Below are 17651 nucleotides of genomic sequence, written 5' to 3'. Positions count from 1 at the left end.
TGGCCATGTGCCTATCACGACGTGAGAAATTCCATAGCCCGTACCTCTAGAGGCGGATTATGCTGATTTTTTTAAGGTTAGTCCTCAGCCTCCTGAAAAATTCAATTCTCGCGGGCTGTAAAATGGCTGGATGATAACAACGTGCCTTCAAAGGGATGCTAATGGTAGTGCCGAGCTGCACCCGAGCTTATTGGATGAGGACAGAGTTCGACACGCCCTACCTAACTCTACTGTGAACCAAGTGTTTTGGTGAATTCTTGCATTGATTTAGCTCTCATTTATCACAAATATTAGCAAATATAAGTCATTGATACTTAAAGGTTAGCATTATGTTTTAGCCAGATTGGTACTAATTTTAAAGCGTTATTTGTCCGATGCTGGAAACAATAGTCGTTGGAGAAATATTACTAACTATAAAAGAAAATCAATCGTGCTAACTCATCAATTTATGTAACTCGTTTAGTCATGCCGATTGCTTTGTATCAGTTGCTCTTGCCTAAATATGGCTAGGTCAACTAATTATCCTACACAACAGGTCTTCTTGGTTAGGGACGTAAGTAGCGCCTAATTGAGAAAAAGAGAGCGTGAATCAATGCCTTTACATCAAATAATCCATCCCCTTAGCCGAGGAAACATTTGTGCGATAGCGCTCATATTGCTCTTCGGTTGCAACGATACGAGTGACAGCAAAGATACAATGGAGACGGATCGTAATCCCAATGCGCCACAATTCGGAAAGTCGATTCCAACCACGGCCCAAGAGAGTCTATGGCGTCAAATGGCGCCAGGTATGGCTGGGAGTAACATGTATGTAGCGACAGATAGCGTTGATCCGGAAAAAGTCTGGGTCGTGCCTGATATGGGCAATGACTATGTGTCGCTCGATGGCGGTAAACACTGGCAAACTACCATTCCTGTCGACGAGATTTGGACGCAGCGAAACCGGCTCAGTGCGACTTATCTTGGCAGTGATCCGAAGGATAAGCAGGTGGTTATTGGCCTCAAAGGGGAGACTATTCAGCTTAGTACTGACGGTGGGATAGAGTTTAATCCAATCACAAACTACTCATCCGGCGCGCAACCGAACTCATCATGGTATACGGCGTACCCGCATCCAAAAGACAAAGATACCTGGTATGTGGCAAACGGCTTGGATACTAAGCAACTGCGAAGCGGTGTCAACTTGAACCCTTTAGATGGAATTGATAGCCAAAGCCCAAAAGTATGGAAAATTACCAATATCACGAGTGAAAATCGAACCATCAGTGCGATAGACGGTACTGGAATGTCTGCCAATACAGCAGTGTTTGATCTTTTTGCTCATCCAGATACGAGTCGTTATCCAGAGATGATATTTGCGGCCACTTCAACGGGCTTTTATCGCAAGAGTGAAGACAGCAATTGGGTGAGACTAATCAATAGCGCGACGAGAGCGGATTATCACTGGGATAATCGAGATAACCAACTAACGGTTTTTGTGTTAAAGCAAGCGACTTACAGCATCAATGGCAACGAACTAGAATCACAAGGTGGTGTGTTTAAAACGACCCAACCAGAGAGCGTAATCCAAGGAAACTTCGATAACAAAACCAGTAACTTGTATGTTGACCTAAGTCAGCTGAGTATCGACAGATGGCTGGTTAATACCATGGCGCAGTGGTGGTTTGAGAAAACGAGTGACGAGCTTAACACACTCAACATGCCGAGCGCTTTTTTCCAAGATTTTGTTGATATCAAGGTTGACCCGACCAACCCTGACAGAGTGTATATGTCCGTATGGGGTGGGCACATCAACAAGCCGATGGCGGGCTCCGTGTGGGTAACATCAAATGGTGGTGATAGTTGGGCGGCGTCGCTGCGCGTTGGCTCAGGTTTCCAAAAAGATGACTATTGGGCACAAAATCAACCCGGAAATATCGAGCAAAACCTAGACTTACAAGTCAATGAACGCAAGTTTCCAGAATATCAAACCTATGGTCGGCGCGGTGTGCGTTCTATGAGCGTAGCGGCCGATGGCTCAGTGTACGCATCAGCGATTAAAGGCTACTACACAGTTAAATATCATCCAGATAAAGACTGGTGGGAAAGTGTTGATAATACCCGTGTTGGTAAAGATACCTATTTTGGCCACGGAAATGCCGATACCGGCGCCTTCGCTATTGCGCCGGATCCACATCGCCCGGGTGAAATGCTCTTGCTGCCCTATGAGCTCTCTGCTTGGCGAGTGACGGGTGAAATGCACGAAGATTACCCAGGAATTTTGGGTGCACAGCCCATTCCTGCGCTGGTTGATGTTGGTGAAACTTGGGCGCCAGGTCAGCCAATGTATACCCCAACAACCGTCGCGGCGCACCCAACTGATCCCTCGGTACTTTACGCCCTGTCGCAACGAACAGGTAACCTGTACAAAGTCAGTAACAACGGCACCGAGTTGGAGGCTATCTCGGAGCCGATTGAGGTACCAGATACAATTAATGTCGATGAGATGAAGACGGTTTATTGGACTGACCTGCGGATTGTTAATGGTGGGAAAACCATGTATGCGGTGGCCGAAATTATCGATACCGATAACCGTCCAATGGGGCAAGTGCAGATCTTTAATCCTGAATCACAGAAGGGTATTTATAAATCAACAGATCATGGTGTGACTTGGGTTAATATGAATCGCAATCTACCCAAGACGTCGGGTGGCAGAGACCATCGTAATGGCCGTGAGATCATCGGTGATGATAGCGCAGCGGTCAAATCTTTAATTGTCGATCCACACGACGCCAATACGCTTTATGCAGCAGTGCGTCAATACCTTTCACCAGTTGGGCAAAGTGGCCGTGTTGATGGTGGCTTGTACATCTCGAAAAATGGCGCATGGGGATGGGAGAAGGCTCAGATCCCTGAAGGAATCAAATCGGTATGGGGCGTCTGGATCCATGCTGATCAATCCGGTAATGGAACCAATATTTATCTCGCTGGCGGAGATAGTAACCAAGAGAGTATTTCTGGTGAGGGCGGTCTGTGGAAAGCCGCGTATAAGCGTGAAGGTAACTATCAAGCTTCAGACTGGAGCAAAATCTTTGATCACCCGTTTGTCTCAGCGGTTGAAACGAGTCCATTTGATGAAAACTTCATCCTTGTGGTGACTCGTGAAACCGTCAGTAATGATAAGGAAGATGCGGGTACCTATTACAGCGTTGAAGGTGGCAAAGTTAACTCATGGGTCAAGTTTAACCAAGGCCGAGGTAGTATGATGGTAGGTAAGATTGCTTTTGATAATGCGACACCAAACCGCGTATGGTGTGCTGCGGAATCGTCTGGTGTTTATACCGCGCTATTACCAACCCAGTAAGCGTCAATTTGAACGGCCCTCATACATAAAAACTATAGTGCCCCCTCTATCGCTCACTGCGCGAGCGAATGATAGAGGGGGACTGTTACTTAAATCACGACCAATAGAGCGAAACATGTAAGGTGTCTGTCCCCTTAATTTAAAAGCCTTTGTAGATGACAAGCTGTTGGCTGTGGGCGGCTAGCCAGTATTGCTGCTAGTGCTGCGAGAAAGCAACAAAAAAATAAAGCCGAGATTAGCTTGCTAATCGCGGCTTTTTGTCATCTAAAGTCCTATTTGTATTGGTTAGGTGATCTTGAATGGTAGACTATTTTCATCTTGGCTATCGTGGTCTTTCACTAGTGATTTCAGATCCTCTAAAGCGAGGTAAAGGCAGGGTAATAAAACCAAAGTGATGAATGTCGCAAACACGATCCCGAATCCCAGCGATATGGCCATGGGCACCATCAGCTGCGCTTGATTCGATGTCTCCAAGATCATCGGTGCAAGCCCACCAAACGTCGTCAATGTCGTAAGGATAATCGGACGGAATCGACGAGCACTACCCAGCAAGATCGCTTTGATAAGCTCGACGCCACGCTCACAGTTGCGGTTGACCTCGGTGACGAGAATAAGGCTATCGTTGATCACCACGCCACTTAGCGCCAGTGTGCCAAGTAGGCTAACCACACTCAGGCTGTATCCGAGCATCACGTGACCGACCACGCCGCCAATAATACCAAACGGAATTATGGTCATGATGATTAACGGCTGGCTGTAACTACGAAATGGAATCGCAAGTAGGCAATAGAGTGCTAGTAGGACTAGTGCGCCATTGGTTGCGAGACTGGTTAAACTTTCCTTCTGCTCAGCTTGGTCACCGCGAAAGCCGATATTTAGCCCGGGGAATTCTGCCTCAAGCGTGGGGAAGACCTCGTTGGCTAGGGTCTGCGATAGTGCCATTGCCTCGGAAGAGGGCGTGATATCGGCGCTGACCGTGACGTTACGCGAGCCCTCACGACGTTGAATCGTTGATGCAGAGTATTCACGTTTTACCTGCGCTATCTGCGAGAGTGGAATATAGCGGTCACCGACCTTGATTGGCAATTGCTCAAGGTGATATACACTGCTGCGCTGCCACTCCGGAAGCTGAACTTTGACATCAACCTCATCACTGCCGCGTTGCTGACGTAGCGCTCGAACGCCATTGAAGGCATGACGTACTTGGCGGATCAACTGTTGCTCAGTCAGCCCCATGCTTTTCCCCTCAGGCAGTAGGGTCAATTGGATCTGCTGGCTGCCTGAGATAAAGCTGTTCTCAATATCGACCACCCCTTGGTAACCTGCCAGCATTTCACTGAGTTTTTCACTCGCGGTTTGCAGCTGGTGGTTATTGCGATGGGTTAATTCCACCGTGACGCCCGCAACATCAGCGCCGGGACCGTTGCCCGTGGCAGAAAAACGTACGGCGTTAGCCAGAGGCACATCGCCAGTTGCTTTGCGCCACTCACGGGATACTTCACGGGTAGAGAGCGCTCGGATCTCAGAGGGCTGCAAAAAGATTCGAGAAATAATGATAAACTCGCCGTCACGACTGCGAATATGGGTAGCGACACCGGTAGCAACGGCGTCCCCGCCATTGTCTGCAATAACTTGCGTCGCGGCTTGCTCAAGTTGGTAGCGTACCTTAGTCGCTTCTTCGTATGAGGTGCCAACTGGCATGAAAGCACGTGCAACCGAATATTCCGCCTCGACCCTAGGCATGGTAGAAAAACCGAGGTGTCCACCAGAGATGTAGCTAATCGAAACCATCAGCATCACGCAGCCCGTGCTTATCACAAGATAGCGATACGTGAGCAAGTGTTTCAACGTTGGCATGTAGACCGATTGGATAAGCCATTGCAGAGCTTTATCGACTTTATTTTGGGCGAAGTTGAATGGCCGAGTCCAATAGGGCGTTCGAGTATCAATGTGAGCCAAGTGGGTGGGCAAAATAAACAGTGCCTCGACCCAAGAGATAATAAACACCGCCGCGACAACCAGTGGGATAACTTGGAAGGTTAGACCGAGGGTGCCTGGTAAGAACCAAATTGGGATAAAGGCTACGATGTTGGTTAGGATACTAAAGGTCAAAGGAACCGCGATCTCTTTCGCGCCCTCAATGGCTGCGGTGCCAAAGGAGATGCCTTGGCTCATCTTCTCGTGAATGTTTTCACCAGCAATGATTGCATCATCAACTACGATCCCAAGCGCGATGATAAAGGCAAACATCGAGATCATGTTGATCGAGACATCCATCACCGGCAAAAACAGTAGCGAGCCAAGAAAAGAGGTTGGTATCCCGACGGTAACCCAGAAGGCCAAGCGCACATCGAGAAATAGCGCCAACACAATCAAGACTAGCAAAAGCCCTAAGAACGCATTTTTAAGCAGCAGGTGCATACGCTGCTCAAAGATAATCGCGTCGTCACTTACAATGGTCAGGCTCATCCCTGGTTGCAGCGTCTGTTCTAGCTCAGGGAGCAACTGGTGCACCGCTTGAGAAATCGAGATGGGAGTTTGATCGCCGGTGCGATAGATGCGGATACTCGCAGAGGGGAGACCATTGTAAAAAAAGCTATTGTTTTTATTGGCGAAGCCATCTTGTATTTCGGCGATGTCCTCCAGGTAAACTCGTCCACCTTGGGGAGTCTGTAGAACCACGATATCGTTAAATTCATGAGCCCAGCCACGGCTCTCATCGAGTTGCAGCAGGATGTCTCCGCCGCGTGATTCAATCCGTCCGCCTGATTGGGTCACCGCGTGACTGCTGATACTTTGGCTGACTTGATCAAGAGTCAAGCCATAGTGCTCCAGAGTTTGAGTATCGATTGACACCTGCACTTCATATTTTGAAAAGCCGCTGACCTCAACTTGCGTCAACTCTGACGAGCGTAGGAGGATATTTTGTAGCTCAGTACTGGCTTCTTTCAGTGCGATAGGGTCACTTTCACCATACAGCACCAACTCCATCGACTCGCCACGATTTTGGCTGCGAAAAACTCTTGGTTTTTCAGCTCCAGCGGGGATTTGCGCCGTGTTGACTGCATTTTCTATCTCGCGCTGTATTCGATCAACATCGGCATTGTTGATCAAATCGGCGGTGATATTAGTGCCGGCCGAGTTAGCCCAAGAGTGGATCTGCTTGATGCCCTCAATGCCACTGATGGCATTTTCTATCGGCAGTGTAATGCCACGCTCCATTTCTGTTGGCGTCGAGCCAGGGTAGTATACCCAAACTCTGATAGCGTTGTGCTCGGTGTTTGGGTGAACCTCTTTTTTTATTTGCCAGCTCATCAGCAAGCCGCCGATGATAAAAAATAGCATTAACAGATTGGGAGTGACTCGGTTATGAGTCATCCAGCCAATCGCGCCCTTGGTATGACTCATGATGAATGCGCTCCTTGTGCCTCAGGGGTTGGTTTGCTCTCTTTGGTTGTTGCCAAAGACTGACGGTGAGGTCTCTGTTTAAGTGCGATCCCCTCAATGGCTCCAATTAATGGCGTGGTGACCAATTTGTCACCAGGATTAAGGCCAAAGGTGATCAGCACGCTGTCTTGGCTGCGATGGGCGATAGTCACTTCTCTTGCCTCTAGCTGATCGTCACTGTCCATCAACCAAACAAAACTGTCCTTTTGCAAATAACGGCGTGGTAGCTCGACAGCTCTGGCCACAGGGTTGACTTGAAACTCCGCCTGCAAAAAGGCATTTAACAGGACAGATGGCTTATCGATATTCTCTGGCTTTTGTGCCAGTGGGTCATCGATGCGCACCAAGACGGAAGCCGTCTTGATTCGCTTGTCTAGCTCAGGTAGAAGACTGGTGACACAACCTTGTCGATATTGTCCTTCTCCCCACTCATTAGGATTGGTGATTTTAACGCTGCTGCCATAGCACGACTTGCTGCTGTGTATCGGTGCACCCGCTGGTGGGATAGTGAGCCAGCGTAACTGCTGGGAGGGCAAGCTTACCGATAGCCAGAATGAGTCGGTGGCAACGATATCCATTAGAACCGTGTTGTCACGCACCTGGCTACCTGTCGCGGCGCTGATATCAACAATCTGGCCGTCGAATGGGGCGGTGATCTCGGTGCGCTCAAGATTGAGTTTGGCCTGTTCAACCGCCGCTTTGCTATGGGCGATATCAGCCTCAATCTGCGCCAGTTGGGGTTGGCGTAGGACTAACGCGAGATCCTCCGGATTAAGTGTCTGTCCCGATAACTCGTACTCCATTTCGGCGGCGCGGCGGCGGCCGAGTTCGACGTCGTAGAGTGCTTCTTTTCTCGCCAGTAGGGCCTCGGCTTGCTCGACGGCGAGTGAGAAATCGCGCTTATCTAGCGTGACCAGTGGCTCGCCCTGGGCGACGTATCCGCCAGGAAAAAGATGGCTGGGTAGATCGTTGATCGTGCCTCGCAGCTGAGAGCGCAGGCTGACGGTGCGCTTGGGCTGCACCTCGCCGCGACCAATTACTTGTGGGCTGACTTTCCCCAGTCGAATTGACTCGACATCCACCAAACGCGCTGGTGGCTGACCCGGCGGGCGTTGGTGGTGGGGGCGGCCTTTCAGCAGTTCTTGCGTAATATAGATACCCGCACCAAGCACACAGCACGGCAGGATCACCTTGATCGCTGTGGAAACGAGGCGTCGAGCACCTTGATTTGGCAGGGAAGCAGAGTGAGTCATGGCGATATTCCTCGTCTTATTGTGGCTCTGGGCGTTGGGTTAATCGGTCAAGGTCACCACCCAAAGACTGATAGGTCGCGACGCGGCGTAAAAAGAGTTGTCTCTTGGCTGACAGAGACTGCTTTTGCAGGGCAAACAGTTTTTCCTGGGCATTGAGCACATCGAGATAACCTTGCATGCCTTGTCGGTAACGAATCGATTCGACCTCCAGTATTTGTGCTGCTTGCTCAGTTTGACGCTCGAGTGATGCCAACTGGTTGTACTGGCTCATCTCACGGAGTGTATTGGTTTCAATTTCCTCAAGTGCCTTTAGCACCGCTTGGGTGTAATCCAAGAACGCAATATCGGAGGCGGCTTGAGCCGCTCTCTCGCGTGCAGCCAGTTTTCCGGCATTGAAAATGGGCACGTTAACCTGCGCGCCGAGATTGACTCGCCAGAGCTCAAAGTCACTACTCCAGTCTTGTAGCGCACCACCACCAGCAAGGTTAATGTCTGGAAGGCGATTGGCCTTGGCCACGGTAATTTGCTCTTGGCTGGCCAAGTATTGATACCAGGAGGACTGGATATCAGGCCGGCGCTCAATCAATTGAGCCGGCAAGCCAGTATCGGGCAGCATAGGGTAGGTTGGAAAATGACTGTATTGCCAATCAGTGGCTTGCATTGGTGGGCGACCAATCAAGACATTAAGCTGTTTTTCCAGTACGGCACGGTTTTTAAACGCCTGGTTTTGCGAAGACTTGAGGCTCTCTAAGAGTTGCTCCTGTCGCCAGATAGCACTGACACTGCCTTGCCCTGAGCGATATTGATGTGCGGTGATTTCGGCAATAACCTGGGTGTTGCTGATCTGGCGTGCTAGGATCGCCATACTTTGCTGCTGCTCAGTTAGCTGAAACCATACGCGAGCGATATCGCCCGCAAGCGCTTGTCCTGCTGCATGGAGGCGTTGGTCAGTGGCAAGATAATTGAAGTAGGATGCAGTGGCGCTGGCCTTATTCTTACCCCAGATATCGAGCTCCCAACGCGCATTCAGTCCAAGTGATTCGTTGTTGGAGGTATTGATGCCATTTCTGGTATTGCCGCGTTCGAGATTGGTATCGAGTTTGGCAGAAGCGTCTGGGAAGCGAGCAGCGCGGTCAACATTAGCGATCTCCGCGGCTCGATGTACTCGAGCGATACTGGTTTGTAGTGAGATATTATCAGCAAGTCCTATCTCAATCAGTCGAGTCAGCTCAGGGTCATCAAAGGTGAGCCACCACTCAGCATTCACTGGCGCCTGACCCGAAATAGTAAAACCCTGCTGCTCAAAGGCATGCAGTGGCTGGTGAGGCGTTGGCTGCAGGCTGCAGCCTGTCAGTGCCAAAGAAAGCACACCTAAAGCGAATGTTCGAAACTGAAATGGCATAGTGAAATCCTATCTTTAGCCAAATAACAGGCATAGCAACCCCTGCTCCGGCAACGCAGGGCTTCCGGAGAGAGTTAAAGGTCTAAGAATTATTGAATGGTGGCGTTAAATGCTTGCACGTCTACTCGCTTGCCCTCGGCAAAGCCAAGGTTACGATTAACAGGGCGCTCGCTGAGTTGGTTGACCGGAAGGCTGGCTTCCCATGAGTCAAATTGATCTTTTAGTCGCTGGGCGATCTCTGGGTACTGATTCACCAAGTCGATTTTTTCATACGGGTCGTCGTTCATATTAAACAAGCGAATGGTTCTTGGCCCATTATGCTCATTGACTGTCAGTTTCCACTGTTCATCACGAATGGCATAATCATCATCACGTCGCCAATAAAGGGTGGTGTGAGCTGGCTCATCGGTCTCACCAAGAATATGTGGGAATAGGTCTACACCATCAAAAGGAATCGCCCCTGTGTCGGTGATACCAAAGCGAGCAGCAATTGTCGGGTATATATCCAGCGAGCTGACCATAGGCTCATAGCTTAGCCCAGCAGGAATTTGTGCGGGGTAGTGGATGACAAACGGCACTCGGATGCCGCCCTCATAGGTATCCCCCTTAAAACCATTGAAAGGACCTGGGCTTGACATGGTGGTTTCGCCGCGCTTTTTCCTGCGTGGCTCTTCAAAGCCCTGGCCTGCAGGACTGCCATTGTCACTCATAAAAAAGATCAGGGTGTCATTGGTCAGTTGATGCTTGTCTAGCGTGTCCATAATCGCGCCAATGCCATCATCAAGAACTAGGGTTTGCGCGGCGAAGAATCGGCGCTCCTCATGATGGACCTCAAGGTGTTCAAGACGCTCAATATAGCCATCTGGTACCTGCCACGGGTGGTGAACCGCAAAGTGAGCAAGGTGAAGGAAAAAGGGTTTATCGACGTTGTCTTCGATAAACGCCACAGCTTCGTCGGTGAAGAGTTCAGTTAGGTAACCATTGCTCTCTTGGATAGGCGGTTCGGTTTGCGTATTGCGATACAGTGGCGATAGCCATGGCTTACCGCCTTCTTCAGCATCCGACAACATATAGTTGTGTGAGCCACCGTGAAAACCATAGAAAAAGTCTGTGCCGCGCTGGTTGGGTCTGCCTGTGGGATCGCCCATATGCCATTTACCCACCACGCCGGTGGTGTATCCAAGCTCCTGCATCATTTCCATCATTAGTGGCTGGGAGTCAGGGATATGGTTACCCTTGAAATTGCCGTAAATGCCAAAGCGCTGCTGATAGACGCCGGTCAGCATCCCTGCGCGTGATGGACTGCAGATTGATGAGCTGACATAGGCTTGCGGAAAATGTACCCCGCCAGCGGCGAGGGCATCAATATGAGGGGTGTGGATATCATCGTAACCGTGATAGCCCACATCACCCCAACCCTGATCGTCAGTATAGATGACGATCACATTAGGTTGGGTAGCTAAGTTATCGCGCACAGGGGCGGACAGCTCAGCGCTTATTGCGACGTTAGAGTAAGCCAAACCCGACAAGGCGAGCGTGGCTGCACAAACAGACAGGGGGGTGGACATACTTCTTTCCTTGTTATTGTATTACCTAACGTCAGTGTTGTTGCGTTAGGCTTGGCAGCAGCGCTTGAGCTTTTTACCACTGCCACAAGGACATGGAGAGTTGCGACCTCCGGTAAACTGCTTGCTCATCATTTGTTGCTGCAGGTTGAGATAAATAATGTCTGAGGCAGGGCGACCGCTGAAGATCAAATCACGCATCTGCTTCATTTTGGCTTCAGTGTGTTTAAAGAAGCTCTTATAGCCAGCACAGAAATAGCTGTGACCCGGTTGTCCAGTGCGCGAGGTGTTGAAGCGATGCTTTGGACAGCCGCCGTTACACTGCTTGAGGAAACGACAGCTCTTACATTGCTGGGTCAGCTTGTCTTTTTTATCAGCGCCAAACTTTAGTGCCATGTCCATCTTGTTCATTTCACGGATAGACACGTCGTGTATATTGCCTAGGCGATGCTCAGGGTAAACGTAGTGGTCACAGTTATACATGTCGCCATTCGACTCAAGAATGAAGGCGTGGCCACAGGTTTCTGCTTGCACACAGATACCAGGATTTTCATTACAGTACGTGGCAAGCGTCGCATCAAAGGTATTCACGTAAATACGACCAACATCTTTCGCCACCCAGCGGTCAAAAATGCGGTTAAGGAAATCGCCATACGCGGCCGAAGGCAGTGACCAGTCAGTCACTGTTGCTTCCATCTCGTAATCTGGACTGATTAGGTATAGGCCATCTTCAGTTTTTTCTGCGGCCTCACGCTCCACGATAGGGATAAACTGCAGGAAGGTAGAGCCGATGCTGACCAAAAAATCGTACACTTCTTCTGGGTGGTTGGCGTTAGTCGCGCTCACTACAGTCAGGGTATTGAAATCAACATTGTGCTTTTTCAATTTCGCGATAGCGTCCATCACTTTGGCATGGCTTGGCTTGCCAGAGCGTGATACGCGGTTATGATCGTGCAGGTGGGCAGGACCATCGATAGAGATACCAATCAAGAAGTCGTGCTGATTAAGGAATTGACACCACTCATCATCAAGCAGAATACCGTTGGTTTGGAATGCATTACGAATGCGCTTGTTTTGGCCATGCTTTTGCTGCAGCTCTACCGCCTTGCGGAAGAAGTCGAGCCCCATAAGGGTTGGCTCACCGCCTTGCCATGAAAATTCAATGTCTTGCGTGTCGTGGGATTCAATGTACGATTTGACATACTGCTCCAATGTCTCTTCTGACATCTTCCAACGACTGCGACGCTCAGGATAAAGGTGTTCTTTCTCGAGGTAGAAACAGTAACTACAATCTAGGTTACACACCGAGCTGCTTGGTTTCGCCATTACATGACTGTGTTTGTATGAAGACATTGCTTACCTTACTCTTAAAATTCTTTTTGACTGGGTTCGGGTTATCGATGAGCGTAAGCACGCGGTGTTACGCTTCTACTTAGGAGCCTAACTCTACCCTGAACAAAGAGACTAAAGACCACATAATCCATATGTATCAACGGTTTTGTGATCAACTTAACGTGTCTTCCAGCTAGCGATATAAACGTTTCGCATGTGGTAGAGATTATCCTAAACCCCGCAACTGCTCAACGTTTACATCGACAAGAATTGGCGGAATGTGAGCTAAATCTAGCCCTACTGTCGAAATTTCTACAAATAAAAAGGCAGCGTATTTTACGCTGCCTAAAAAGTTGCAAATGTCGCCGAATTTAGAGGCTATTTAGCTCTCGCCAGTTGGTTTCGACAGGGAAAAGGTTTCTATTCCAGCCCCACTTGGCGTCCTCATTGTCAGCATCCCATGCTTGCCATGCTGCCATCAGGCGTTTGACTTGCTCTGGGTGCTTGCTCGCAAGGTCATTCGATTCACTGATGTCTTCACTGATGTTGAACAGCTGAGGTTTCTGACGATTATTAAGGATGTTTGGCATCACCAATTTCCAATCATGGTCACGAATCGCCCCCGCGCGAGTGTTGTGCCAGTAGAGGTAACGATTCTCAAGCGGTTTCTGCTCTGTCAGCAGGGGAAGGAGGTCAACCCCTTCAAGTTGCCACTCGGCCTGAGTTTCAACACCGGTCGCTGCCGCTACTGTTGGTAGGATATCGAGCGCGATAATCGGGTCATCAAAGGTTTGACCCGCTGGGATAGTTCCTGGCCATGCAATGGTAAATGGAATACGGATTCCGCCATCCCACAGCGTGCCTTTCTCTGAGCGCAGTGGGTGGTTGTATGAGTGGTTACCTTTGTATTTACCTCCATTATCGGACAGATAAACCACGATGGTGTTGTCTTTCAGGTCGTTTTCTTCAAGCACATCAAGGATGCGGCCAATGTTCTTGTCCATGTTGTAGTTCATCGCCACAAGTTTGCGGCGCTGAACATCTTCGATGTGCTGATAGCGCTCGAGATCTTCATCGGTTGCTTGTAGTGGCCCATGAATCCCATTGAATGGTACGTAAAGGAAGAAAGGCGACTCTTTGTGACGCTCGATAAAGCTGACCGCTTCCGAGCCAAAACGATCCGTTAGGTACTCATCGAAGTTCTCATCCAATTCATCATTGCGATAGATGGCAGAAAATGGCTTATCGATGGCACTTTGTTGGTTAATCGACCCAACAAAGTAGTTGGCGGCGCCATTGTTGAAACCGTAGAACTCATCGAAACCACGGTGATGCGGCCAATAATGACGCTGTTTGCCATCGTGGTGTTTGCCGATCATTCCCGTCACGTAACCGGCATTTTGGAAGTAGTAACCAAAGTTGCGCTGTTCAGCAGGCATACCTTGGACAATGCCTTCTTCGCGCACAAAGGGACCGGTGTTGTTATGAAAGCCAAAGCGCTGCTGGTAGCGCCCCGTCATAAGACCGGCACGTGAAGGACCACAGACTGGGGCAGTAACATACCCTGCAGTAAAGATCGCGCCGCTTGCGGCAAGACGGTCTAGGTTTGGCGTCTCGACATCTTGGCTTTGGTTCTGAAAACCCGCATCGGCATAGCCCATGTCATCGGCAAATAAGATCACCACATTGGTGTGCTCTGGAGCGCTGGCATTTGCTGTTCCGGTTAATGCCGTGAGCACCGCAAGGCTAAGATAAGATTTAATGTTTTTCATCGTTTAATTTCCCCGAGTGAAAATTAGTGGCGACCACGCCAGCCATTGGCATGTGGGAAGATATTGCGGTTCCAACCCCATTTCGGGGGCTCATTCTCGCTATCCCAACGCTCAAACTCTGTCATCAAACGTTTGACTTGCTCTGGGTGTTTCTCGGCAAGGTCATGGGTTTCACTGATGTCTTGAGAGATGTTGTAAAGCTCTGGTTTTGGATTACGCACAAGCGTGTTAGGGATGACCAGCTTCCAATCATTGTCACGAATCGCGGACTTATTGAGCATCTTCCAGTAGAGGAAGCGGTCATCCGTCTGCTTTTGCTCACCTGTTAATCGTGGCAGGAAGTTGACGCCCTCGAGCTGCCACTCAGGCTCAACCTCTACACCTGCAGCCGCAAGGGTGGTTGGCAAAATATCGAGTGCGATAATAGGGTCATCAATCACTTGCTCGCCTTCGATAGTACCACGCCAGGTGATGGTGAATGGAACGCGAATGCCGCCTTCCCAGAAGGTATTCTTTTCGCCTTTGAGTGGTGCATTGTATGAGCCATTGCCCTTTGGTTTACCGCCGTTGTCTGACATAAAGATCACCATGGTGTCTTCCATCAGGTTGTGCTCTTCCAACTTGTCGACCATCTTGCCGATGTTGATGTCCATGTTGTAGGTCATGGCAACCATTTTACGGCGTAGCTCATCGTCGATATGCGAGAAACGCTCTAGATCTTCCTGTTTAGCCTGCATGGGGCCATGTGAGGCGTTAAATGGCACGTAAAGGAAGAAAGGCGAATCTTTGTGGCGCTCGATAAAATCAACCGCTTCGTTACCGAAGATGTCGGTTAGATAGCCGTCGAAATTGTCTTGTAGTTGGTCATTACGGAAGATAGAGGAGTAGGCGTGCTGTTTGGCGTTTTGAATATTACGGCCAGAGACAAAGTAATCGGCGGCGCCATTATTAAATCCGTAGTATTCATCAAAACCGCGATTGTGCGGCCAGAATTTCTGATCCTCGCCATCGTGCGATTTGCCAATAAAGCCAGTGGTGTAGCCAGCGTCTTGGAAGTAGTTACCGAGCGTCTTGGCATCGAGTGGTAGGCCTTGCTCGATATCAGGGTGGGCAACAAATGGACCGATATTATCGTGGTAACCAAAACGTTGTTGGTAGCGCCCGGTCAAAAGGCCTGCGCGTGAAGGGCCACAAACTGGAGCCGTAACGTAACCGGCGGAGAAGATGGCGCCTTCTTTGGCGACTTGGTCCATGTATGGGGTAACGATGTCTTGACTTTGGCCTTGGAAGCCCATGTCGGCGTAGCCGATGTCATCGACGAATATTAGTAGAACGTTGGGCGAGCGCTGAGTAGCGTCTTCGTCTGCAAGGGCAGCGAAAGGTAAACAGCAAGAGATACTAAAAGCAAGGGCTGTGGGAATGAGGGATTTTGTCATTAGTGCATCCAGTTCTTGTCTCGAAAAAGCGGCCATCAAAGATGGCCGCCAGTTATTATTATTTTGAAATATCCTTAGTAAGACTCTGTAACTACCGGATAGATTTGGACTAGATCCTCGTCTTGAGTTGGTTGTTGGACGATGGAAACATCCGAGATCGCGTAAGAGAAATTGCTAAAGTTGTAGTTAACACTCGAATTGGTTGGCGTTACGAAACTTGCCAATTTATCAATGCGCTGAAGAGTGTTTAGTTGGACAGTACCGTTTTGTGTAAACATCTCTTTTAGTGGGATACTGACACGATAGACTTTTACGCTAGCGTCATAATCACTGATTGTTAGTGCATAGTCTTGCGAGTTAGGGATATTGGTAGTCGCTTCCCCTGTACCTACACTTGCATCGAACTTGAAGTTAATATCAAAGCTATCAAGACTGATTGCAGGACCATTGTTTGGAAAGAATAGCGCAAATTCTAGCGCGCCAGTTTCCATGTAGCGGCTGATATCAACGCGTTGATAATCGGGCTTACTACCATCTTCGTCGACTAAGTTAACATCGAATGCTAGGAAACTATTTTGACCAGGAGTGTAGCAACTGCCATTAATTACGCCGTCACATGGAACATAGTTGATGCCGGCGAACAATTCGTCTTGAGTCCAAATACCTGGAGAAGGAGTAAAGGTTTTACCGTTGTTTACACGATATCCGTTTGCCCAACCATGGGTCACTTTTGTTTCGTGGTCTGATGCATAGCGGCGACTTAACACAGTTTCCGCGCCACTTTGCACTGCACTTAGGTTTTCACAACTAAGGAAGTTGTTAGTGCCCCATGCGTCAGGCAATGAGTTCGCGATCAAGAAAGCATTGCTAAATTCGTACTGCACAGCGCCATTAGTCTCAAGAGCCAACGCGGTTTTGACGTTACGGAAATCTAGTCCTTGGTCAACAAAACATTTCATTGGTATCTTAATCGATTGCGCTTTATCGGCACCTTTTGAGGCGTTAAATGCGCTAGTGATATCGATACGATATTCGTTTTTCGACCCCATCGTCAGGTAAATTTTGTCTTCCGCACCTGGTTCAGTACCATCAGTTGGCGCAGCGACGAGGGAGCTTGGTTTGATATCAAACTGCAGCGTGCCTTTTTCCATATTGGCTGTGCCAGATGTATTGTAAGTGATACCCATGTCATAGCCTTCATCAGCGACAAACTGAAGGGTGGCTTTGTCATCGCTTACTGCTACTGTGATCGCTGTGAAAGCCTCAAAGTTTTCTGTATCTATGGTGACATTATCAAGCTGAAGAAGGTTGCCATCGAATGCTTGTGCATCTTCAGTTCTATCTACAATCTCAATGTTATAAGGACTGGCTTTATGGTTATCATTTCTTTCTTTATATAGCTCAACACCCCACGACAAAGCATTACCGTTGTCATTACCATTACCACCGGTGTAATCATATGGGTCATCAATAAAACAGCCAGATAAACTAACCGCTGATACTACGGCAAGGGCGAGAGTTTTGTATTTAAAATTCATTCTATCTATTTCCAAACGATTAAATTACTTAGATTGGTTGTAACGTTGAAGCTCTTCGCGAGTAATCACCGCGAAAATATCTTTCTGGTATTTAGCCCAAACAGGTTTGCGAGCCTCTTTGTAAGCAGCAGTGCCGCGACCATGGTCACGAATCAATTCGTTGTTTGATTTAGTCAGGTCTGCCTTTGCTTGACGAATCTTCTGCGCTTGTGAATCTGTTAGGTTTAGTACCGCTTGCATGTCGTTAACTTCAGTGCCAATACGGTTCTGGTCGCGGTTAGGTAGTGAATCGAAGGCGAATGCTGACGCAGAACCAACTAACAGTAGAGAGGTAAGTGTGCGAGAAATTACTTTTTTCATAATATTATCCTGTAGGGGTTAAATATAAACGTTTCAACTCGTGAGGCAAACATAACGCAGTCTATTTCTCCCTATCAATGCTAAACCGATAAAATTGTGCCCTAGACACGGTTTTAACCACAATAAATGTGATGAGAGTAGAAAAAATAGTGGTATTTGAGCTTTGATTACAGCAAAAGTTTCGAGTTGAACGTAAAAGACGT

General features: G+C 48.8%; 10 protein-coding genes. 1 reads left to right on the top strand and 9 read right to left on the bottom strand.

Going from position 1 to position 17651, the window contains the following annotated elements:
• Positions 1-697 precede the first annotated feature (697 nt).
• Positions 698-3343, top strand: coding sequence for a beta propeller repeat protein (locus tag ACSTTG_RS16720; RefSeq protein ID WP_438475626.1), 2646 nt, complete (start codon positions 698-700; stop codon positions 3341-3343).
• A gap of 285 nt (positions 3344-3628) precedes the next feature.
• Here ACSTTG_RS16720 and ACSTTG_RS16715 read toward each other — a convergent pair whose 3' ends face one another.
• The 9 genes from ACSTTG_RS16715 to ACSTTG_RS16675 all read right to left on the bottom strand — a co-directional run bounded on the left by ACSTTG_RS16715 (position 3629) and on the right by ACSTTG_RS16675 (position 17448).
• On the bottom strand, positions 3629-6751 hold the full coding sequence (locus ACSTTG_RS16715) for an efflux RND transporter permease subunit (protein WP_438475625.1): 3123 nt from the start codon (positions 6749-6751) through the stop codon (positions 3629-3631).
• A complete protein-coding gene (locus tag ACSTTG_RS16710) occupies positions 6748-8043 on the bottom strand; it encodes an efflux RND transporter periplasmic adaptor subunit (protein WP_438475624.1) in 1296 nt (431 codons plus the stop codon). Before ACSTTG_RS16710 ends, ACSTTG_RS16715 begins: the two co-directional genes overlap by 4 nt.
• A 16-nt stretch (positions 8044-8059) precedes the next feature.
• Positions 8060-9445, bottom strand: a complete 1386-nt coding sequence (locus tag ACSTTG_RS16705) for an efflux transporter outer membrane subunit (protein ID WP_438475623.1) — start codon at positions 9443-9445, stop codon at positions 8060-8062.
• An 89-nt stretch (positions 9446-9534) separates the two neighbouring features.
• Positions 9535-11013, bottom strand: coding sequence for a sulfatase family protein (locus ACSTTG_RS16700; RefSeq protein ID WP_438475622.1), 1479 nt, complete (start codon positions 11011-11013; stop codon positions 9535-9537).
• A 45-nt stretch (positions 11014-11058) separates the two neighbouring features.
• A complete protein-coding gene (locus tag ACSTTG_RS16695) occupies positions 11059-12363 on the bottom strand; it encodes an anaerobic sulfatase maturase (protein ID WP_438457353.1) in 1305 nt (434 codons plus the stop codon).
• A gap of 350 nt (positions 12364-12713) precedes the next feature.
• The gene (locus ACSTTG_RS16690) at positions 12714-14114 is read right to left on the bottom strand and encodes a sulfatase-like hydrolase/transferase (protein WP_438475621.1); all 1401 of its coding nucleotides are present in this window, start codon (positions 14112-14114) and stop codon (positions 12714-12716) included.
• A gap of 23 nt (positions 14115-14137) precedes the next feature.
• A complete protein-coding gene (locus ACSTTG_RS16685) occupies positions 14138-15550 on the bottom strand; it encodes a sulfatase-like hydrolase/transferase (RefSeq protein ID WP_438475620.1) in 1413 nt (470 codons plus the stop codon).
• A gap of 74 nt (positions 15551-15624) precedes the next feature.
• Positions 15625-17088 carry a putative glycoside hydrolase gene (locus tag ACSTTG_RS16680; protein ID WP_438475619.1) on the bottom strand — a complete coding sequence of 488 codons (1464 nt, stop codon included), beginning with the start codon at positions 17086-17088 and terminating at the stop codon, positions 15625-15627.
• Between the two features lie 24 nt (positions 17089-17112).
• Complete coding sequence (locus tag ACSTTG_RS16675) at positions 17113-17448, bottom strand: hypothetical protein (RefSeq protein ID WP_438457357.1); 336 nt, start codon at positions 17446-17448, stop codon at positions 17113-17115.
• Positions 17449-17651 lie beyond the last annotated feature (203 nt).

It is taken from the genome of Vibrio glycogenivorans, from assembly GCF_051660965.1.
Lineage (GTDB): Bacteria > Pseudomonadota > Gammaproteobacteria > Enterobacterales > Vibrionaceae > Vibrio.
This window is presented reverse-complemented; position numbering and strand designations above follow the sequence as displayed.

Bases quoted from the DNA above. Each gene is read 5' to 3' on its own strand.
- ACSTTG_RS16720 (WP_438475626.1), top strand. From the start codon at position 698: ATGGAGACGGATCGTAATCCCAATGCGCCACAATTCGGAAAGTCGATT.
- ACSTTG_RS16715 (WP_438475625.1), bottom strand. From the start codon at position 6,751: ATGAGTCATACCAAGGGCGCGATTGGCTGGATGACTCATAACCGAGTC.
- ACSTTG_RS16710 (WP_438475624.1), bottom strand. From the start codon at position 8,043: ATGACTCACTCTGCTTCCCTGCCAAATCAAGGTGCTCGACGCCTCGTT.
- ACSTTG_RS16705 (WP_438475623.1), bottom strand. From the start codon at position 9,445: ATGCCATTTCAGTTTCGAACATTCGCTTTAGGTGTGCTTTCTTTGGCA.
- ACSTTG_RS16700 (WP_438475622.1), bottom strand. From the start codon at position 11,013: ATGTCCACCCCCCTGTCTGTTTGTGCAGCCACGCTCGCCTTGTCGGGT.
- ACSTTG_RS16695 (WP_438457353.1), bottom strand. From the start codon at position 12,363: ATGTCTTCATACAAACACAGTCATGTAATGGCGAAACCAAGCAGCTCG.
- ACSTTG_RS16690 (WP_438475621.1), bottom strand. From the start codon at position 14,114: ATGAAAAACATTAAATCTTATCTTAGCCTTGCGGTGCTCACGGCATTA.
- ACSTTG_RS16685 (WP_438475620.1), bottom strand. From the start codon at position 15,550: ATGACAAAATCCCTCATTCCCACAGCCCTTGCTTTTAGTATCTCTTGC.
- ACSTTG_RS16680 (WP_438475619.1), bottom strand. From the start codon at position 17,088: ATGAATTTTAAATACAAAACTCTCGCCCTTGCCGTAGTATCAGCGGTT.
- ACSTTG_RS16675 (WP_438457357.1), bottom strand. From the start codon at position 17,448: ATGAAAAAAGTAATTTCTCGCACACTTACCTCTCTACTGTTAGTTGGT.